Source organism: Streptomyces sp. Q6, from assembly GCF_036967205.1.
GTDB lineage: Bacteria > Actinomycetota > Actinomycetes > Streptomycetales > Streptomycetaceae > Streptomyces > Streptomyces citrinus.
In genome coordinates this window covers 419,186-438,938 of sequence record NZ_CP146022.1, presented here as the reverse complement: position 1 = coordinate 438,938, position 19,753 = coordinate 419,186, and the positions used below count along the sequence as shown (strand labels likewise).

Annotated in this window: 15 protein-coding genes and 3 pseudogenes; 9 read left to right on the top strand and 9 right to left on the bottom strand. The window is 74.0% G+C overall.

Annotated elements, in window-relative coordinates; genetic code table 11:
* Window positions 1-2: 2 nt before the first annotated feature.
* The gene (locus V2W30_RS02220) at window positions 3-827 is read right to left on the bottom strand and encodes a DUF1206 domain-containing protein (RefSeq protein WP_425244468.1); all 825 of its coding nucleotides are present in this window, start codon (window positions 825-827) and stop codon (window positions 3-5) included.
* 238 nt (window positions 828-1,065) lie between these two features.
* Between V2W30_RS02220 and V2W30_RS02215 the strand changes: the two genes are divergently transcribed.
* Window positions 1,066-2,289: a 4-hydroxybenzoate 3-monooxygenase gene (locus tag V2W30_RS02215; RefSeq protein ID WP_338693162.1), complete on the top strand. Its 1,224-nt coding sequence runs from the start codon at window positions 1,066-1,068 to the stop codon at window positions 2,287-2,289.
* 53 nt (window positions 2,290-2,342) lie between these two features.
* Here V2W30_RS02215 and V2W30_RS02210 read toward each other — a convergent pair whose 3' ends face one another.
* From V2W30_RS02210 to V2W30_RS02195, 4 genes are all read right to left on the bottom strand, one after another.
* Entirely contained in the window at window positions 2,343-3,797 is a 1,455-nt protein-coding gene (locus tag V2W30_RS02210; RefSeq protein WP_338693160.1) for a SulP family inorganic anion transporter, read from the bottom strand.
* 8 nt (window positions 3,798-3,805) lie between these two features.
* Window positions 3,806-4,387 (bottom strand): carbonic anhydrase, encoded by a 582-nt coding sequence (locus V2W30_RS02205; protein ID WP_338693159.1) that lies wholly within the window; start codon window positions 4,385-4,387, stop codon window positions 3,806-3,808.
* Window positions 4,388-4,457: 70 nt separating this feature from the next.
* The gene (locus V2W30_RS02200; protein WP_338693157.1) at window positions 4,458-4,775 is read right to left on the bottom strand and encodes a hypothetical protein; all 318 of its coding nucleotides are present in this window, start codon (window positions 4,773-4,775) and stop codon (window positions 4,458-4,460) included.
* 193 nt (window positions 4,776-4,968) lie between these two features.
* Window positions 4,969-5,460, bottom strand: a complete 492-nt coding sequence (locus V2W30_RS02195) for an HPP family protein (protein ID WP_338693155.1) — start codon at window positions 5,458-5,460, stop codon at window positions 4,969-4,971.
* A 239-nt stretch (window positions 5,461-5,699) separates the two neighbouring features.
* Here V2W30_RS02195 and V2W30_RS02190 point away from each other — a divergent pair, with 239 nt between their 5' ends.
* From V2W30_RS02190 to V2W30_RS02170, 6 genes and pseudogenes are all read left to right on the top strand, one after another.
* On the top strand, window positions 5,700-7,025 hold the full coding sequence (locus V2W30_RS02190) for a lipase family protein (protein ID WP_338693154.1): 1,326 nt from the start codon (window positions 5,700-5,702) through the stop codon (window positions 7,023-7,025).
* A gap of 108 nt (window positions 7,026-7,133) precedes the next feature.
* Window positions 7,134-7,544 (top strand): RidA family protein, encoded by a 411-nt coding sequence (locus V2W30_RS02185; RefSeq protein WP_338693153.1) that lies wholly within the window; start codon window positions 7,134-7,136, stop codon window positions 7,542-7,544.
* A gap of 126 nt (window positions 7,545-7,670) precedes the next feature.
* A pseudogene (locus V2W30_RS41465) lies at window positions 7,671-8,153 on the top strand (ABC transporter ATP-binding protein); the annotation flags it as partial.
* Window positions 8,154-8,243: 90 nt separating this feature from the next.
* Window positions 8,244-8,345 (top strand): annotated as a pseudogene (gene fecE, locus V2W30_RS41460) (Fe(3+) dicitrate ABC transporter ATP-binding protein FecE); the annotation flags it as partial.
* Between the two features lie 128 nt (window positions 8,346-8,473).
* Window positions 8,474-9,457: an iron-siderophore ABC transporter substrate-binding protein gene (locus tag V2W30_RS02175; RefSeq protein ID WP_338693149.1), complete on the top strand. Its 984-nt coding sequence runs from the start codon at window positions 8,474-8,476 to the stop codon at window positions 9,455-9,457.
* 5 nt (window positions 9,458-9,462) lie between these two features.
* A pseudogene (locus V2W30_RS02170) lies at window positions 9,463-11,528 on the top strand (iron ABC transporter permease).
* Window positions 11,529-11,531: 3 nt separating this feature from the next.
* On the opposite strand, the gene V2W30_RS02165 reads toward V2W30_RS02170, so the two are convergent.
* The gene (locus tag V2W30_RS02165; protein WP_338693147.1) at window positions 11,532-12,008 is read right to left on the bottom strand and encodes a peroxiredoxin; all 477 of its coding nucleotides are present in this window, start codon (window positions 12,006-12,008) and stop codon (window positions 11,532-11,534) included.
* 146 nt (window positions 12,009-12,154) lie between these two features.
* On the opposite strand from V2W30_RS02165, the gene V2W30_RS02160 reads away from it, so the two are divergent.
* Both V2W30_RS02160 and V2W30_RS02155 read left to right on the top strand, forming a co-directional pair.
* Window positions 12,155-12,973, top strand: a complete 819-nt coding sequence (locus tag V2W30_RS02160; protein WP_338693145.1) for an isocitrate lyase/phosphoenolpyruvate mutase family protein — start codon at window positions 12,155-12,157, stop codon at window positions 12,971-12,973.
* Between the two features lie 127 nt (window positions 12,974-13,100).
* On the top strand, window positions 13,101-14,090 hold the full coding sequence (locus tag V2W30_RS02155; RefSeq protein ID WP_338693143.1) for an Acg family FMN-binding oxidoreductase: 990 nt from the start codon (window positions 13,101-13,103) through the stop codon (window positions 14,088-14,090).
* A gap of 15 nt (window positions 14,091-14,105) precedes the next feature.
* On the opposite strand, the gene V2W30_RS02150 is transcribed toward V2W30_RS02155, so the two are convergent.
* The 3 genes from V2W30_RS02150 to V2W30_RS02140 all read right to left on the bottom strand — a co-directional run bounded on the left by V2W30_RS02150 (window position 14,106) and on the right by V2W30_RS02140 (window position 19,543).
* The gene (locus V2W30_RS02150; RefSeq protein ID WP_338693141.1) at window positions 14,106-15,884 is read right to left on the bottom strand and encodes a GAF domain-containing sensor histidine kinase; all 1,779 of its coding nucleotides are present in this window, start codon (window positions 15,882-15,884) and stop codon (window positions 14,106-14,108) included.
* A gap of 108 nt (window positions 15,885-15,992) precedes the next feature.
* Window positions 15,993-18,668 carry a pyruvate, phosphate dikinase gene (ppdK, locus tag V2W30_RS02145; RefSeq protein ID WP_338693139.1) on the bottom strand — a complete coding sequence of 892 codons (2,676 nt, stop codon included), beginning with the start codon at window positions 18,666-18,668 and terminating at the stop codon, window positions 15,993-15,995.
* 14 nt (window positions 18,669-18,682) lie between these two features.
* Window positions 18,683-19,543, bottom strand: a complete 861-nt coding sequence (locus V2W30_RS02140; protein ID WP_338693137.1) for a universal stress protein — start codon at window positions 19,541-19,543, stop codon at window positions 18,683-18,685.
* Between the last annotated feature and the right edge of the window lie 210 nt (window positions 19,544-19,753).

The following is a 19,753-nucleotide window of genomic DNA, read 5'->3' as shown; positions in this document are numbered from 1 at the left end:
GCTCACAGCTTCCGGTACTTGGCCTGCGCCCACGAGAACATGCCGAACACGGCGAGGCCCGCCGCCACCGCCGCGAGCAGCCAGGGGCCGGCCGGGGTGTGGCTGAACGAGCGGAGCGTGTCGTCCACGCCCTTGGCCTCACCCGGCCGGTGCCGGAACGCCGCCACCAGGAGGGAGGCGCCGCACGCGACGAACACCGCGCCGCGCGCCGTCCCGCCGACCGTCCCCAGCACGTCCACCCCGCGGCGCACCCCTTGCGACATCTCACCGATCCGCAGGTGCTTGCGGTAGCGGCGCATCACCGCACGCCCCGCGAGCCACAGCCCCGCCCCGGCGACACCCGCGCCGGCGGCGCCCACGATCCACTGTCCGCCCGGCCAGCCGAGCGCGGTCGCCGTGAGGTCCTTGGACTGCTTGTCGGAGCCACCGCTGCCGCTGCCCCGGTCCCCGGCCGCGTACGCGAGCACCGAATACCCCACCACGGAGTAGAAGACGAACCGGCCCGCGGCCATCAGCCGGTGCCCCACCCCGTCCCGGTCGAACAACGCCTGGGACAGCCGCCACAGGGCGAGAGCCACGATGCCGAGGCCGAGCGCCCACAACAGGACGTTCCCCAGCGGCTTGTGCGCCACCTCCGCCATGGCCCCGCCCCGGTCGGCCTGGCGCCCGCCGCCGTTGAACGCGATGCGCAGCGCGAGGATCCCGATGAGCACGTACACCACCCCGCGCGCCACGAAGCCCGCGCGGGTCGCCGTCTCCATCACCTTGCCGTCGGCCGCCCGGCGCACCTCGCGCCCGGCCCTCCGTGTATGCGCATCGATTCCCATGACCCCCGTGTTCCCCGACCCGGCCGGGCGACGCGCACCAGAAATTTCGCCGGTCCGCTCACCCTCGACCGGTCCGCCGACGACACCGCGCGTCAGCGGGGCGCGCGGGCGCCGCGCCTGAACCGCGTGCGCTCGAACACCCGCCCGCGCGCCTCCTGCGGCCTGCGTGAGCCGCTACGAACGGGTGCTGAATCCGTGAGGGGCCGCACGCCGTCGCCCGCGTCGGGATAATGGCCGCGTGACCGCCCATCGCCACCCCAAGTCCCCGCCCCCGCACCGCACTTCGGTCGTCATCGTGGGCGCGGGGCCCGCCGGACTCACCGTCGGCTCCGTGCTGCGGGCCGCCGGGGTCGACTGCGTCGTCCTGGAGTGCGAGACGCGCGCGTTCATCGAGACCCGGCCCAGAGCAGGTGTCATCGAGGAGTGGGCCGTGCGCGCCCTGGAGGAACGCGGCCTCGCGGACCACCTCCTCAAGCGCGCCGAGCGCCACTCCGCCTGCGAGTTCCGCTTCGCCGGGGAGCGGCACCGCTTCGACTACACCGAGGTGACGGGCGGCCGTCACCACTTCGTCTACCCGCAGCCGCTGCTCGTCACGGACCTGGTGCGCGAGTACGCCGACGTACGCGGCGGCGACATCCGGTTCGGCGCACGCGACGTCCGCGTGAAGGACATCGACGGCGACCGGCCCACGGTCGCGTACACCTGCCCCGACACCGGCCGCCGCCAGGTGCTGCACTGCGACTTCGTCGCCGGCTGCGACGGGGCGCGCGGCGCGAGCCGCGCCGCGCTGCCCGCGCGCCGGGTCCGCGTCGCCCGGCACGACTACGGGATCGGCTGGCTGGCGCTGCTGGCCGAGGCGCCGCCGTCCGCCGACTGCGTCCTGTTCGGCATGCACCCCGACGGTTTCGCCGGACAGATGCCGCGCAGCCCCGAGGTCACCCGCTACTACCTCCAGTGCGCGCCCGGCGACGACCCGGACAAGTGGAAGCCCGCCAAGGTATGGGAACAGCTCCACCGACGGCTCGCGGCGGCGGGCGCCCCGCCGCTCACCGAGGGCCCGCTGATCGAGAAGCGTGTCCTCGACATGCATGACTACGTCGTCGAACCGATGGCGTACGGGCGGCTGTTCCTCGCGGGCGACGCCGCCCACCTCGTCGCGCCGATCGCCGCCAAGGGCATGAACCTCGCCCTGCACGACGCGTTCCTGCTCGGCGACGCGCTCGCCGCGCACTTCGCCGGCGGCGGCGACGCCGCGCTCGCGTCGTACTCGACGGACTGTCTGCGCCGCGTCTGGGACTACCAGGAGTTCTCGCAGTGGCTGTCGGAGGTCTACCACGGGGTGTCGGGCCGTGACGCGTTCCGCGCGGGCACCACGCTCGCCCGGCTGCGCCGTCTGTTCACGTCGCCCGTCGCCGCGGCCGCCTTCGCCGAGCAGTACCTGGGCACCGCCGCGCGCTACTGAGCGCACGACGCGGCGCCCGGACCCGTGGGGACCCGGGCGCCGCGTGCCGAGACTCAGTCGGCGGTGACCTTCACCGGCTCCGTGCCCGCACTGCTGTGGCGCGCCGCCCAGTTCTCCAGCGCGGTGCGGCAGGCGTGGTCCAGATGGTGCACGCCCGACAGATCCAGCTCGACGGGACGGTCCGCGGGCAGCGCCTCCAGACTGTCCAGGAGCTTCGGCAGCCGGAGGAACGTGGCGTTGCCCGACAGGTACGCCTGGATCGGCCCGGCCCCCTTGTCTATGACGTCGAGCTTGATGTGCGAGGCGTCCCAGGCCGTCTTCACCACGGACAGGGCGAGGCCCACCAGGACCCCCTCGAACATGCTGACCGCGACGATCGACACCGCCGTGACCACCAGGATCAGCGCCTCACCGCGGTGCTCGCGCCACAGTGTCACGAGCGCCTCGACGGGGATCAGTTTGGCGCCCGCGTGCACCAGGACGCCCGCGAGCGCGGGGATCGGGATGTACGCGAGGACGCCCGGCAGGAGCGCCGCGAACAGCAGCAGCCACACGCCGTGCAGGACGCGGGAGGCCTTGGTGCGCGCCCCCGCCTGCACATTGGCCGCGCTGCGCACGATCACCGCCGTCATCGGCAGCGCGCCGAGCACACCGCACACCGCGTTGCCCGCGCCCTGCGCGACGAGTTCCTTGTCGTACGTGGTCCGCGGCCCGTCGTGCAACCGGTCCACGGCCGCCGCGCTGAACAGGGACTCCGCCGACGCGATCAGCGTGAACGCGACGATCGTGCCGAGCACGCCGAGGCCCGCGAGCTCCCCGAACGCGTCGAGGGACGGCGGCTGGACCGACCCGAGCAGGCCGTTGACCTCGACGGTCGCGACGGGGGCGCCGAACACGAGCGCGGCGAGCGTCGCGAGGCCGACCGCGGCCAACTGGGCGGGGACGACCCGGATCCTGCGCGGCAGCCGCTTCCAGAGCACGAGCACCAGCACGGTGCCGACGCCCAGGGCGAGCGAGGCGAGGGCGCGGGTGCTGCCGAACGCGTCGACGAACGCCTCGGGCAGCCCCGCTATCTTGCCGAGCCCCGACTCGGGCGCCTTCGCGCCGACGACCGAGTACAGCTGGCCCGCGATGAGGACCAGGCCGATGCCGGCGAGCATGCCCTCGACCACGGACACCGAGATGGCCCGGAAGTAGCGGCCGAGCTTCAGGGCGCCCATCGCGATCTGGAGGACGCCGGTCGCCAGCACGACGACGCCGAGCACCGGCAGTCCGAAGGCGCGCACCGCCTCGTAGACGAGCACGGTCAACCCGGCTGCGGGGCCCGAGACCTGAAGGCTGCTGCCGCGCATGATGCCGGTCACGATGCCGCCCACGATGCCGGTGATCAGGCCGAGTTCGGCCGGGACCCCGGAGGCGACGGCCACGCCGACGCACAGCGGGAGCGCGACGAGGAAGACGACGAGGGACGCGGTGACGTCCGCCTTGAGATGCGGATACCTGCTCATCGCGGTCCTCACAGGGCCTCGAACGTGTCGGAAGCGGTGCGGTGTTCGCGGACGCCGCCGGTGTGCACCTCGTAGTACCAGGCGCGCAGCCGCAGGCGGCCGTCGGCGAGCCGCCGCTGCACGCACGGGTACGTGCGCAGCCGCAACACCTGGGCGAGGACGTGCTGTTGGACGGCAGCGGAGACCGTCGGATCGGACGGGTCCCGCTGCTCGGGCCGGTCCGCCGCGTGCGCGAGCCAGTCGCGCACGGCGGGCACCGCCGCCAGATCGTCGCCGCGCACCAGCGCGCCGATCGCGCCGCAGTGCGAGTGGCCGCACACGACGACGTCCTGGACGCCGAGGACCTCCACGGCGTACTCGATGGTCGCGGCCTCGCCGCTGGGGCGGCCGCTGGGATAGGGGGGAACGATGTTGCCCGCGGTGCGCAGCTCGAAGAGCTCGCCGGGGCGGGCGCCGGTGATGAGGGCCGGGACGACGCGCGAGTCGGAGCAGGTGATGAACAGGACCTGCGGGGACTGGCCGTCGGCGAGCCGGGCGAACTCCTCAGGGCTCTTGCCGAACAGACGGGCGTGGTCGATGAGGGGCTGCATGGTGTGATTCCTCCTGGCGCGCTGTGGGGGCGCGTCGGGCGTGCAGGACAGGTGCGAAGGACTGTCTCTGTCAGCAGCGGAAGACCTGAAGGGCCGCCGCCGTGAGGGCTCTCGAGGATCTCGTCGGCCGGGAGTGCGCGTCGCCGGAGGGCGACGGGTCCGGCACGGTCACGGGGTCGGCCGCCACCGACACCGGGTGCGGGCAGGGCGATCCGGCGGAGGCCGGAGCTCCGCGCTGCCGGTCGCGGGTACGAGGCCCTTCGACCGGGGCGGGCGCGTCCGTGCAGTCGACGGCGGACACGGTGCGCTCGTGCGGATGTGCGGGAGCGAACGGGTGTGCGGTCGCGAAGAACGGGAGGGCGAGCAGGACAGCGACGAACAGCGCCACCGGTCCACCGACTCGCGTGCCACCTCGGAACATGCACCCCCCCTCTCGCCCGTCCGCATGTCAAGACGATGCCAACGGTTGGTCAACCGAAGGTCAAGAGGCAGGTTAGCTCTGCAAAGTTGATCGGTGGGTTAACAGGATGTTGCGACGCGGAGGAAGCGTGAAAAGTGCCGCTGGTTTGGCGTGAACCGACTCACCAGGAGAGCGGATAGCGCACCGGGTGGGCGCCGACGCGGCCGGGCAACAGGCCGATCAGGACGAGCAGTACGGCGGCGAGCCCGAGCAGGGGCAGGAACGGCAGCGGGTGCGGGGCCTGGAGCACCACGATGACGGCGGTGGCCACGGCGGGGGAGTGGGAGGTGCGGGTGAGCATCATCGCGCCGAGCGAGAGTCCGGCGGCGACCGCCGCGCTCCAGCCGTTGCTGCCGGCCGCGGCGAGGGTGCCGTATCCGATGGTCGCGGATATCAGGTGGCCGGCGACGAGGTTGCGGGGCTGGGAGATCGGCAGGCCGGGCGCGCTGTGCACCAGGGCGGCGCTGGCCGCGAGCGGCGGGATGAGCAGGGGCTGGCGCAGTACGACCCCGACGGCGACGAGCAGCAGCAGGGTGCCGCTCGCGAAGGCGGTGGTGCGCAGGACGTGCAGCGGGTGCGGCCGCGCGGAGGCGGTGGACGGGGGCGTGGACATGCGGGGCTTCCGGGCAGGGGGAGGCGGGGCCCGGTGATCATAAACAGATTGTTGAACGCGGGGTGAAACGTCTTGCCTCCCGGGCAAGATCCGCCGTGCCTCGCAATAAGTTACTCAACCGTAACTCTCCTGGTGCTACCCGCGGTAACTCCGTTGCGGATAGCGTCCCCGCGGCGCGTGGGGGCGGTGGGACGACCGGCCGCACGCCTCGAATCCCGCCTGTTCTCAGGAGGTTTGCCATGCCCGCACCCACCCGCCTGCTGGCCGCCGCCGTCACGGTCGCCGCCTGTCTGGGCGCGCAGGCCGTGCCCGCCGCGGCCGCCACCGGATCCGACGAGGAGGTCTCGCGCGGCGTCACCATCCCGGCCTTCTACAACCCGCCCGCCGAACTGCCCGCCGCCGACGGCGCCCTGATCCGCAGCGAGCCGCTGCCCCTCGCGCTGAGCCTGCCCACGCTGCACGGCCCGCTGCCCGGCACGGCTACGCGCCTGATGTACAAGACCACCGACTCCAACGGCGGACCGGCCGCCGCCACCGGCGCCTACATCGAGCCCACCGCCCGGTGGCGCGGCGCGGGCGCCCGCCCGCTCGTCGCCCTCGCCCCCGGCACCCAGGGGCAGGGCGACCAGTGCGCCGCCTCGCTCGGCCTGGAACACCCGCTCAGGCTCAACGGGCAGACGGTGTCCGTCGGTTACGAGGACCTGGCGATCTACCGGCTCCTCGCCAAGGGGGTCGCGGTCGTCGTCACCGACTACATCGGCCTCGGTGCGACCGACCGTCTGCACACCTACGTCAACCGGCTCGACGAGGCCCACGCCGTCCTTGACGCGGTCCGCGCCGCGCGGGGTCTGCGCGGATCGACGGTCACCACCGACTCCCGCGTCGGCCTCTTCGGCTACAGCCAGGGCGGCGGCGCCACCGCGGCGGCCGCCGAGATCCAGTCGGCGTACGCGCCCGACGTCCCGCTCTCCGGCACCTATGCGGGAGCGCCGCCGGCCGACCTCACCGAGACCACCAAGGCCATCGACGGCACCGACCTGGTGGGCGCCCTCGGCTGGTCCCTCAACGGATTCCTCCAGTCCGACCCCGAGCTGCGGCCCATCGCCGACGCCTACCTCAGCGGCAAGGGGCGCGCGGCGCTCAAGGACCTGTCGACCATGTGCGTCGGCGACGCCATCTTCGGCTACTCCTCGCGGCGCAGCACCTCCTGGACCACCGGCGGCCAGAGCCTGGAGCAGATCATCAAGGCCGAGCCGCGCCTTCAGGCGTTCCTCGCGGAGCAGCGCATCGGCACCATGAAGCCGTCCGGCCCCGTGCGCGTGGCCACCGGTGTCAGCGACAACCTCGTCCCGCACGGGCAGGCGCGCCGACTGGCCGTCGACTGGTGCGGACGCGGCGCGCAGGTCACGTACAAGCCGGTGGTCCTGCCCGACGTCGGGCGGGCGCTGATCAACCACTTCGGGCCGCTCCTCACGGACCAGGGGCCCGCGGTGGACTGGCTGACGGACCGGCTGTCCGGGAAGCCGGCCGCGACCAACTGCGGGACGCTGCCTCTCCGGCCGTGACCCCGCCCCGTCGGGAGGGCGGAGAAATGGGGAGGTGAGGGCGGTGGCGGCGTGGCAGGCTGGCCGGGCTCGCGTGTCCGCCGTACCGCCCGAAGGGACCCCCTGGTCGTGCCCCGTGCTGTCACCCTCATCCGCTCCGCCGCCCTGTCCGACGTCGCGGAGTACGCGTACGCGGCGACCGCCCCGGCCGAGGCCCGGCTCATCTTCCTCGCCGGGGCCTGCCCGTTGGAGAAGGACGGGTCGACCGCCGCCGTCGGCGACCACGCCGGCCAGGCCGCCCGATGCGTCGAGAACCTGCGCACGGCCCTCGCCGCGGCAGGCGCCGACCTCGCAGACGTCATCAGTACGCGGGTGCTCGTCGCGTCCACCCGGCAGCAGGATCTGGTCGCCGCCTGGCAGGTGGTCCGCGACGCCTTCGGCGAGCACGACGTGCCGAGCACCCTGATGGGGGTGACCGTTCTCGGCTACGCCGACCAGCTCGTGGAGATCGAGGCCGTCGCCGCCGTCCTCGACGACTGACGCCGACGGCGCGGACACCCCCCGTTCCCACGTGGGTAAGGTTAGGCTAACCTTCCTCACGTGAGATCTGGTGAACGCGCTGGCAGCGCTCCACGTCCGCGCGGTCATGCCCTGTCGGCCGCGCACATGACCGTGTCGTACGACGGGACCGATGTCGTCCATGACGCGGGCCTCGTCCTGCGTCCCGGCGACGTGACCGCCCTCGTCGGCCCCAACGGCAGCGGCAAGTCCACCCTGCTGCGCTCCATCGCGCGGCTCCAGGGCGCCCGGAGCGGCACCCTGACCCTCGACGCCGGGAGCCCCGACGCCGCCGACGGCTTCGGCCTCACGACCCGTCAGTTCGCGCGCCGCGTCGCCCTGTTGACGCAGGGGCGCCCCACGCCGGGCGGCCTCACGGTCCGCGACGTCGTGGAGTTCGGCCGCTACCCGCACCGCGGGCGCTGGGGGCGGACCGACCCCGAGGGCGCCGCCGTCGTCGCCCGGGTGATGGCCCTGACCGGCGTCGACGGCCTCGCCGAGCGCGGCGTCGACCAGCTCTCCGGCGGACAGTTGCAGCGCGTCTGGCTCGCCGGGTGCCTCGCCCAGCAGACCGGCGTGCTCCTGCTCGACGAGCCGACCACCTACCTCGACCTGCGCTACCAGGTCGAACTCCTCGACCTCATGCGGGATCTGGCCGACGACAGCGGTATCGCGGTCGGCGTGGTCCTGCACGACCTGGACCAGGCCGCCGCGGTCGCCGACCGCATCGCCCTGCTCCACGCCGGGCGCATCGTCGCCGACGGCACCCCCGAGGACGTCCTGCGCCCCGCACTCCTCTCCGAGACGTACGGCATCCGCATCGACGTCGACACCGACCCCCTCACCGGCCGCCTGCGCACCCGCGCCCTGGGCCGCCACCACAGCAGAAGCGAAAGGCTCCACAGCACGTCATGAGACACCCTCGCCCCCTCCTCGCCGGCGCCGCGGCCGCTGCCGCCGCCCTCCTCCTGACCGCCTGCGGCACGTCCGAGACCACCGACGCCGCTCCCAAGGGCGAGAAGTCCTCCGCCATCACGCTGACCGACGCCAACGGCGCCACGGTCCGCCTCGACCGCCCGGCCACCAAGGTCGTCGGCACCGAGTGGAACGTCGTCGAATCCCTCGTCACCCTCGGCGTCGACCCCGTCGGCGTCGCCGACGTCAAGGGCTACACGGCGTGGGACACGGCCGCCCCGCTCACCAACTCGCCCAAGGACATCGGCACCCGCGGCGAGCCCAGCATGGACACCATCGCCGGGCTCACCCCCGACCTCATCGTCACCACCACCGATCTGTCGGCGTCCGCGGTCAAGCAGATGAAGAAGATCGCCCCCGTCCTCCAGGTCACCTCCGCCGACGCCGCCGACCAGGTCGGACAGATGACCGACACCCTCGACGTCATCGCCGAGGCGACCGGCAGGCAGGAGGCGGCGAAGGCCGCGAAGAAGTCCTACGAGGCCAAGGTCGCCGACGGCAGGAAGGCGCTGAAGGACGCCGGACTCGACGGCTCGAAGATCGCCTTCGCCGACGGGTACGCCGCCTCCAACCAGGTGTCCGTACGGGCCTACACCAGCGGCTCCCTCGTCGGCGCCGTCAACGAGGACCTCGGGCTCCGGAACGCCTGGAAGATCAAGGGCGACAAGGACTACGGCCTCGCCACCACCGACGTCGAGGGACTGACCGGGCTCGGCGACGACGTGCGGTTCGCCTACATCGGCAACAAGGCGGAGACCGACGTCTTCACCAAGGACCTCGCCGACAACTCGGTATGGAAGTCGCTGTCGTTCGTGAAGTCCGGCGACGTGCACCGACTGCCTGACGGCGTGTGGATGTTCGGCGGACCCAAGTCGATGGAGAAGTACATCGACGCCGTCGTCTCCGCCCTCACCGCGTAACGCCCGTGGCCGTCACCGCAACCCCCGCCGCCACCTCCGCGCGCCCGGCCGCGTCCCCGACGGGCGCCATCGCGGTGACGGCCGGGCTCGTCCTCCTCGTCGCCGTGCTCGCCGTCGTCGACATCACCCAGGGCACGTCCTCCGTCGGCGCGAGCCAGGTGTGGGACGCCCTCACCGGCCGCGCCGAGCCGGGCGACGCGTCCGTCGTCGTCGCCTCCCGGCTGCCGCGCATGGCCGCGGGAATCCTCGTCGGCGTCGCCCTCGGCGCGGCCGGCGCCGTACTCCAGGCGGTGAGCCGCAACGTGCTCGCCGCTCCCGACACCCTCGCCGTCAACGCCGGCGCGTACCTGGCGCTCGGCCTGCTCACGGTCAGCGGCGTGTCCCTGCCGCTGCTCGCGTCGTCGTCCGTCGCGTTCGCCGGCGGGCTCGCCGCCGCCGCGGCCGTGCTCGTCCTCGCGGGACGCGGCACGGGCACCGTCCGCCTCGTCCTCGCGGGCAGCGCGCTCGCCCTGGGCCTGAGCGCCGTCACCGAGGCGCTGCTCCTGCTCTTTCCCGAACAGACCGACGGCCTCTACCAATGGGGCCAGGGCAGCATCGCCCAGAACGGCTTCGACGGCGTCGCGCAGATGGCGCCCGTCGTGCTCGCCGCGCTGGCCGGGCTGCTGCTCCTCGCCCGGCGCGTCGACGGACTCGCGCTCGGCGACGACGCGGCGCGCGGCCTCGGCATCCCGGTGCGCGGCACCCGCGTCACCGCCGTCGTCCTCGCCTCGCTGCTGTCCGCGGCCGCCGTCACCCTGGCCGGACCGATCGGCTTCGTCGGCCTGTGCGCACCCGCCCTCGTGCGGCCGCTCGCCCGCCGGGTCCGCTCGCTCGTACGGCACCGCGCGCGCGTCCCCGCCGCCGGACTCGTCGGCGCGGCGCTCGTCCTCGGCTCCGACGTGCTGCTGCGCGCGGTCACCTCCGCCGAGACCGCCGTCACCGTGCCGACCGGCGTCATCACCAGCGTCGTCGGCGCCGTCTTCCTCGTCGCGATGGCCCTGCGCCTGCGCGACGGCGAGGCCGCCGCGCCACCGGACCGGCTGCGCATCCCGGGCCGGGCCGCGTTCACCGGCACCCTGGCCGCCGTCGTGGTGGTGCTCGTCGGCGTGGTGATCGCCGCCGTCCTGGTCGGCGACAGCACGCTGCTCCTCGGCGACGTCGCCAACTGGGCGCGCGGGCAAGCGGGTCAGGGCATCACCTTCGTCCTCGACACCCGGGTGCCGCGCGTGTGCGCCGCCCTCGCCGCGGGCGCCGCGCTCGCCCTCTCCGGCACCCTCGTACAGTCCGTCACCCGCAACCCCTCGCCGAACCCGGCGTCCTCGGCGTCTCCGGCGGTGCCGCGCTCGGCGCGGTCCTCCTCGTCACCACCGCGCCCGGCGCCGGATCGTGGAGCATCGCGACGGCGGCCTTCGCGGGCGCCGGGATCAGCGCGGCGATCGTCTTCGGGCTCGCCGCGAAGGGCGGCTTCCGGCACAGCCGGCTCGTCCTCGTCGGCGTCGGTGTCAGTGCCGGCACGAGCGCCCTGATCAGCCTGCTCATCGTGCTCACCGACCGGTTCAGCGCCACCAAGGCCCTGATCTGGCTGTCGGGTTCGACGTACGGGCGCACCGGCCCCGACCTGCTGCCGGTCGCCGCCGCGCTGGTCGTCGGCACCGTCGTGGCGATCACCCGGCGCAGGGAACTCGACCTCGTCTCGCTCGACGAGGACACGCCCCGGCTCCTCGGCATGGACCTCGCGCGCGGGCGCCTCGGCTTCCTCGTCGTGAGTGTGCTGCTCAGCGCCACGGCGGTGGCCGCCGCGGGCACGATCGGCTTCGTCGGCCTCGTCGCGCCGCACGCCGCCCGCGCCCTGGTCGGCCGTCGGCACGTCCGCGTCGTGCCGGTCGCGATGCTCCTCGGCGCGACCCTGGTCTGCGCCGCCGACCTGCTGGGCCGCACCGTCATCGCCCCGGCCCAACTCGGCGCGGGACTCATGACGGCGGTGGTCGGGACGCCGTACTTCGTGTACCTGCTGGTGCGCAGCCGGCGGTAGGGGTCAGTCGGTGGGGGCGGTACGCAGCGCGGCCAGCGCCTTGTCCGCGTGCGCGCTCATCCGGAACTCGCTGCGCACGACCTCGCGCACCCGCCGGTCGGTCCCGATGACGAAGGTGGCGCGCTTGGTCGGCAGCGGTCCGAACCCCCGTGCCACACCGAACCGTTCGCGGACGACGCCCTCCGGGTCGGACAGCAGCGGGAACCCGAGCGTGTGCAGTCCGGCGAACTCCCGCTGCTTGTCGACCGGGTCGGAGCTGATGCCCACCGGCCGCGCGCCCACCGCCGCGAACTCGGCCGCCAGATCCCGGAAGTGACACGCCTCGGCGGTACAGCCCGGGGTCATCGCGGCCGGATAGAAGAACACCACCACCGGACCGTCGGCGAGCAGCGACGACAGGCTCGTCGGCGTACCCGTCTCGTCGGGCAGCGTGAAGTCCTCGACGACCGAGCCGACGTGGATACGGGGCGATGCGCTCATGGGTCTGTCTCCCGACGGGTGGGACCGGCTGTCCGTGTCCCGTGATCCTACTCAGCGGTAGGGGAGGGGGACGGCGCGGGGCGCGAGCCGACGTCGACGTCGGATTCCTGCCAGCCCCCGCCCGCGACCGGGTGTTGACTCCCCGCATGACCACCACGCACCAGGACGCCGTACGCCGCTTCCGCGCCCTGCACACCCCTGCCCGGCCGCTCGCCCTCGCCAACGTCTGGGACGTCGCCGGTGCCCGGCTCGTCGAGGACGCGGGCGCCGCCGCGATCGCCACGACCAGCGCCGGCGTCGCCTGGTCGCTGGGCCGCCCGGACGGCGACGCGCTCAGCCGCGAAGACGCCATGGCGGCCGTCACCCGGATCGCCGCCGCCGTCACCGTGCCCGTCACCGCCGACATCGAGAGCGGCTACGGCGATGACCTCGCCGCCGTCGCCGGAACCGTACGGCAGGTCGTCGCCGCGGGCGCGGTCGGCGTCAACATCGAGGACGGCACCCGGCCCCCGGCCGAACTCGCCGCACGCCTGACCGCGGCGCGCGCGGCCGCCGACGCGCAGGGGACCGACCTCTTCCTCAACGCCCGCGTCGACACGTACCTGTTCGGCCTCGGCGAGGAGCGGGACCGGCTGAAGGAGACGCTGGAGCGGGCCCTGCGCTACGTCGACGCCGGCGCCGACGGCGTCTTCGTACCGGGTGTCGTCGACCGTGACACGATCGCGGCGCTGGCGGACGGCATTCCCGTACCCCTGAACGTCATGGCCGGACCGGGCGCCCCCTCCGTGGCGGAACTCGGCGCCCTCGGCGTCGCCCGCGTCAGCCTCGGGGCGGGCGTCGCCCAGGCCGCCTACGCCGCCGCCCGCCGGGCCGCCCGCGACCTCCTCACCACCGGCCGCTACGACACCCTCGCGGACGGCGTCGACTTCACGGAACTCAACACTCTTCTCACTTCCGGCACTTGAGCACCTGGCACCGGAGGCCGGCCGGCCGCGACCCCGGGACGTGTGGCCCCTGACCCCGGCGACCCCCTGTCCCGCACCCTGAAGGCGGACGCACACACGACCGGCTCCGGAGCGGGAGGTGGGGATCATGAACCACGGGGTGCTGCACGCGGCGGAGTTGGAGACGTGGATCTCCGCGGCCGTCGCCGCGCCGTCCATCCACAACACCCAGCCGTGGACCTTCCGCCTCGACACGGACACCGCCGCCCTGGAGGTGCGCGCCGCCCCCGAGCGCGGGCTGCGCGCGGTGGACGCGGCCGGGCGGGCCCTGCACCTGTCGGTGGGTGCCGCGGTCTTCAACCTCCGGATCGCGGTGGCCCATTCGGGCTGGCTGCCCGTGACCCGGCTGCTGCCGAGCCCGGACGACCCCGAGCTGCTCGCCCGGGTGCGGCTCGCCCCCGCCGTCGTACGCGGCTTCAACGGGCACCGGTCCGACCTGTACGACGTGATCTGGCGCCGGCACAGCAGCAGGTTCCCGTTCTCCGAACACCCCGTTCCCGCCGACGTACGGGCCGAACTCGCCGAAGCCGCCCACGCGAGCGGCGCCGCCCTCACCTTCCCGGACCCCGCCGAGCGCACCGTGGTGCTGCGCGTCACGGCGGAGGCCGAGCAGCGCAACCGGAGCGACGCCCTGCGCGGTGCGGAGAGCCGGCGGTGGGTCCGCCGGGACGGCGGCGCGGGAACGCCCGGGGACGGGATGCCGCGCTCGGTCCTCGGCCCGCAGGACGCCCGTGAGGTGGTGCCCATGCGGGACTTCACCGCGCGGCGCAGGCCGAGCGCGCTGCCCGCCAGGGACTTCGAACGCGCCCCCGCCATCGCCGTACTGACCACCGCGCACGACCGGCGCGCCGACTGGCTGCGCGCCGGACAGGCCCTGGAACACGTCCTCCTGGTGGCCACCGCGCACCAGCTGCGCTCCTCCCTGCTCCATCAGGCGATGGAGTGGCCGGACCTGCGCAGGAAGGTCAGCGCGGCGCCCGACCACCGGGGTCACGCGCACATGGTCGTGCGGTTCGGCTACGGGCCCGAGGGACCCGTCACACCGCGCCGCTCCCCGCGCGAGGTGTACGAGGGGTGAGACGCGCCGCCCGGCTCACCGGCTGCCGGCCGTCAGCGGCACCGACCACTCCAGGACCGTGCCGCTCGGGTGGCCCGCGGACAGCGAGAACGAGCCGCCGAGGCTCTCGGCGCGGGAGCGGATGTTGGCCAGGCCGCTGCGGCGCTCCGTCGCCGACGCCATCCCGCGCCCGTCGTCGGCGACGCACAGTCGCAGCCGGCCGTCCGCCACCTCGGCCGAGATGTCCACGGAGGTGGCGTGCGCGTGCCGTGCCACGTTCGACAGGGCCTCGCGGAGCACGGCGAGCAGTTGCTGGGCCGTGTCGTCGGTGACGGAGGTGTCGAGGAGACCGCTCATCCGCAGCGCCGGGGAGAACCCGAGCGTCTCCGCCGCGCGGCCGGCCTGCGCGACGAGCCGGGCGCGCAGCCCCGCCGCCTCCACCCGGTCGCTCTCGCGCAGCGCGTAGATGGTGGAGCGCACCACCCGGATCGTGTCGTCCAGGTCCTCCACCACGCGCCGCACCCGGTCGGCGGCCTCCGGCCGGTCGGCGATCCGGCCGAGCACCGACTGAAGGCTCAGGCCGCCCGCGAACAACCGCTGGATGGCCAGGTCGTGCAGGTCCCTCGCGATCCGGTCGCGGTCGTTGAGGACGAGCAACTGCTCGGCCTCCCTGCGGTGTTCGGCGATCTCCAGGGCGAGCCCTGCATGGCCCGCGAACCCGGTGATCATGTCGATGGTGGCTTGCTGGAAGTCCGGCCCGCCCTGCCGGTTGGCGACCTGGAGGACCCCGCGGACGTTCTCACGCGTGCCGAGCGGCAACAGGAACGCCGAGCCGAGCCGCGGCCCCGCCGCGTGTGCCGGCTCGTCCCGCGCGTCGTCGCTCAGGGACCCGCTGACGAGCGTCTCGCCGGAGCCGAACACCTTCGCGGCCAGACTCGTGCCGACCGGCAGCGCGAGGCCCAGCAGCCGCTCCGCGTCCAGTCCGTTCGCCGCCTCCACCAGGAGGTCGCCGGTGTCGCCGACCGGCACCGCGAGCGTCACGAGATCCGCCCCTGACAGCTCGCGGACCGTGGCCGTGAACGAGTGCAGGACCTGCGTCGGGTCGGCCCCCGACAGCAGCGTGCGGGTCAGGTCGCTGCTCGCCGCAAGCCAGCGCTCGCGGCGCCGGGCGTCGTCGTACAGGCGTGCGTTGTCGATCGCGACACCCGCCGCGGCGCCGAGCGTACGGAGCACGACCTCGTCCTCCGGGTCGAAGGGCCGGCCCCCGCTCTTCTCCGTCAGATACAGGTTGCCGAATATCCGGCCCCTGACCTGGACAGGGGTGCCGAGGAACGTGGTCATCGGCGGATGGCCCTCGGGGAAGCCCACCGAGTCCGGATGGTCGCTCAGGACGGGCAGCCGCAGGGTGTACGGCTCACGGATCAGCAGCCCCAGGATGCCCTCGCCCTCGGGGTAGTGGCCGATCCGGGCGATGGTCTCGTCGTCGATGCCGACGGTGATGAACTGCTTGATGCCGCCTTCCTCGCCGACCACCCCGAGGGCGCCGTAGCGGCAGTCGACCACCTGCGTCGCGGACTCCACGATCCGGCGCAGCACCACGTCGAGGTCCAGGTCGCTGCCGATCGCGAGCACCGCGTCGAGCAGCGCGTGCACCCGGTTCTGGGTGGCGCGCACGCGCTGCACCTGGTCCTGAAGCTCCTCCAGGAGCACATCGAGCCGGAACGAGGGCGTCGCCGACGTGGCGGACCCGGGCCCCGACGCATCTTCCGTATCCCGGTCCATTTCCGCCCCCAGCTCGTCCCGGACGCGTCCCATGATGCCCGAACGGCACCGGCATCGGTCGAGCATCTGCGTCCTTTCGATCGGCCGCCGGGCGTCGCGCACGTCACCGGGTCCGTCCGCGGCGCCCGGGGGCCGGTCCGCTCACACGGCCGCTCCCGGACCGTCGCCCGCCGCGATCGCCGCGCGGCCCGCCTCCAGCCGGGCCACCGGCACCCGGAACGGGGAGCAGGAGACGTAGTCGAGACCCGCGTCATGGAAGAAGCGGACCGACTCCGGGTTGCCGCCGTGCTCGCCGCACACCCCGATCGTCAGGTCGGGACGGGCGGCACGGCCCTCCGCGACCGCCGACTCGACGAGCCGGCCGACGCCCTGACGGTCGATCGTCTCGAACGGGGAGACGGGGAAGACGCCCTTGGCGAGGTACGCGGAGAAGAACGCCGCCTCGACGTCGTCCCGCGAGAAGCCCCACGTCGTCTGCGTCAGATCGTTCGTGCCGAAGGAGAAGAACTCCGCCTCCGCCGCGATGCCGCCCGCGGTGAGCGCCGCCCGGGGAAGTTCGATCATCGTGCCGACCGGGCAGTCGACGGTGAGGCCCGAGGACGCGGACACCTCGGCGAGCACCCGCTCCACCTCCTCGCGCACCAGGCGCAGTTCCTCGACCGTGGCGATCAGCGGCACCATGATCTCGGCCCGCGGGTGCCCGCCGGACCGCCGGCACTCCACGACGGCTTCCGCGACGGCCCGTACCTGCATCGCCACCAGCCCCGGCACGACCAGGCCGAGCCGCACCCCGCGCAGCCCCAGCATCGGATTGCTCTCGTGCATGCGCTCCACCGCGTCGAGCAGGGCGACGTCGTGCGGGTCGGGGCGCGCGGCGGTCGCGACCCGCACGGCCAGTTCGGTGTGGTCGGGCAGGAACTCGTGCAGCGGCGGGTCGAGCAGCCTGATGGTGACCGGAAGGCCGTCCATCGCCGTGAGGATGCCCACGAAGTCCGCCCGCTGCAACGGCAGCAGTGCGTCCAGGGCCCGCTCCCGCTCCGCGTCCGTGTGCGCCAGGATCATCGCCTCGACCAGCTGCCGCCGGTCGCCGAGGAACATGTGCTCGGTACGGCACAGCCCGATGCCCTGTGCCCCGAACCGCCGCGCCCGCGCCGCGTCCTCGGGGGTGTCGGCGTTGGCCCGTACCTCCAACCGGCGGACCCGGTCGGCCTGGTCGAGGGCGCCCGCCACCGCGTCGACGACACCGTCCGCGCGTTCCCCGGTCTCGAAGTACCGCATGACCGTCGAGTCCATGAGCGGGACCGCACCGACGTACACGGCCCCTTCGGAACCGTCCACCGACAGCACCGCGCCCTCCTCGACGACGGTGTCGCCCACGACGAGACGCCGCCCGCGCACATCCACCGCGAGCCGCTCCGCGCCGCACACGCACACCTTGCCCATGCCGCGCGCGACCACCGCGGCGTGGCTGGTCTTGCCGCCGCGGGCGGTCAGGACGGCCTGTGCCGCGACCATGCCGGGCAGGTCGTCCGGGGTGGTCTCCTCGCGGACCAGGACCACCTTCTCGCCCCGGGCGGCGCGCCGCGCGGCCTCGGCGGAGTCGAACACCGCCGCGCCCACGGCCGCCCCCGGTGACGCCGGGACCCCGCGCGCCAGCGGATCGCCGGTCGCCGACGCGTCGAAGCGCGGGAACATCAGCCGCGCCAGACCGTCCCCGCCGACCCGGGTCAACGCCTCGTCCACGTCGATGCGTCCCTCGTCGGCCAGTGCGGCGGCGATGGTGAACGCCGCCTCGGCGGTGCGCTGCCCCACACGGGTCTGCAACATCCACAGCGTGCCCCGCTCGATGGTGAACTCGACGTCGCACAGATCCCGGTAGTGCTGCTCCAACACCCGCAGATGGCCCATGAGGTGGCTGTACGCGTTCGGGTCGAGGCGTTCGAGCTCGGCCAGCGGGACCGTGTTGCGGACGCCCGCGACGACGTCCTCGCCCTGGGCGTCGGGCAAGTAGTCGCCGTACGCGCCCGGCCGCCCGGTCGCCGGGTCGCGGGTGAAGGCGACACCGCTGCCGGAGGCGGAGCCGAGATTGCCGAAGACCATGCGCTGCACGGTGACGGCGGTGCCCAGATCGTCGGGGATGTGCGCGCGGCGGCGGTAGACGCGGGCCCGCTCCCCGTTCCACGAGGCGAACACGGCGCGTACGGCGCGGCGCAGCTGCTCCGCCGGGTCCTGCGGGAACTCCTCTCCGGTCTCGTCGCGGATCAACGCCTTGTACGTGTCGACGAGTTCGGCCAGGTCGGACGCGCTCAGGGAGACGTCGTCCGGCGCGCCCACGAACTCCTTGAGCCGCGCGAGAGCCCGCTCGAACAGCTCCGCGTCGACGCCCATCACCGTGCTGCCGAACATCTGGAGGAGGCGGCGGTAGGAGTCCCAGGCGAAGCGGTCGCTGCCGGACGCCTTCGCGAGGCCCGCCACACCGGCGTCGGTCAGGCCCACGTCGAGGACCGTCTCCATCATGCCGGGCATGGAGAACCGCGCGCCCGAGCGCACGGACAGCAGCAGCGGATCGTCCGGCTGCCCGAGGCTGCGCCCGGCGGACGCCTCCAGCGCGGCGAGATGATCGGCCAACTCGCCCGCCAGGGAGGGTGGTTCGGCTCCGGTGGTGAGGAAGACCCGGCAGGCCTGCGTGGTGACGATGAAGCCGGGCGGTACCGGCAGGCCCAGGCGGGCCATCTCGGCGAGGTTCGCGCCCTTGCCGCCGAGCAGGGCCGCCATGGACCGGCCGCCCTCGGTGAAGTCGTACACGTAAGGGACCATGACGGTCCGCCTCCTCAGGGCTGGGGGACGACGGCGACGGGGGCCGCCGTGTGGTGCAGAACCGCGTGGGTCACCGGACCGATGCGCGGGCCGAGCGCCGGCCGGTGCAGCCGGCGCCCCACCACGACGAGCCCGGCGTCGGCGGCCGCCTGGAGCAACACCCCGGCCGCGCCGTCGAGTTCGACGGTGAGCGTGACGGGGACCTGCGGATGGCTGTCCTGCCACGGAGCCAGCAGATCGAGCAGCGCCTTCTCGGCGCGGCCCCGCAACGCGTCGCCCGCGCCCTGCGCGGCATCGCGGCGCACATGCGGCGGCGGCGACGGGGCGTGCACGACGCGCAGAGCCGACTGCCGGGCGTCGGCCTCCGCGAACGCGAACTCCAGGAGCGGCGCCGCGGACCGGTCGGGACGGGACAGCCCGACGACGACCTCGGCGTCGTCGTACGCGGCCTCCGACCGGGCGTGCTGCCGCACCAGGACGACCGGAGCGCGCGCGTGGGCGAGGACCTGCCGGCCGACGGAGCCGAGCAGGAACCCGGCCACCGCTCCGTGCCCGCCGGAGCCGAGGACCAGCATCTCGGACGTCTCCGCGCGCTCCACCAGCAACTCGCGTGTGTCGCCGCGCGCTTGTTCCGTCGCGACCGTCAGTCGCGGGTGCAGGTCGAGCAGGCGTCGCTCCGCCTCGCGCAGGATCCGCAGCGCCCAGTGCCGCTGTGTGTCGGGGTCCTGGGGGGCGGGCACGTCGTGCGGCTGCCAGGCCCAGACCTGCACCAGGTTCAGGGGCAGGGTGTGCCGGGCTGCCTCGCGGGCGGCCCACTCGGCCGCGGCCAGACTCTCGGGCGAACCGTCGAGGCCGACGGTGACGGGGCGGATCATGCGGATGACCTCCGTAGGAACCTGAACGCACGGGCCGGTCCCGCCCGGACCGGACGGGGAGCCCTCCATCTCAGCGTCGCGATCCCCGCCCGTCGGCGACATGGGCCACCCGGTCCGGGACGGGGCCGGGTGGCCCCGGTCCGCGACCGCGAAGTCCCGGTCGCCGCACGGCGTTTCGCGGACCTCGGCCACCCGGCCCCCGTCCGGGCG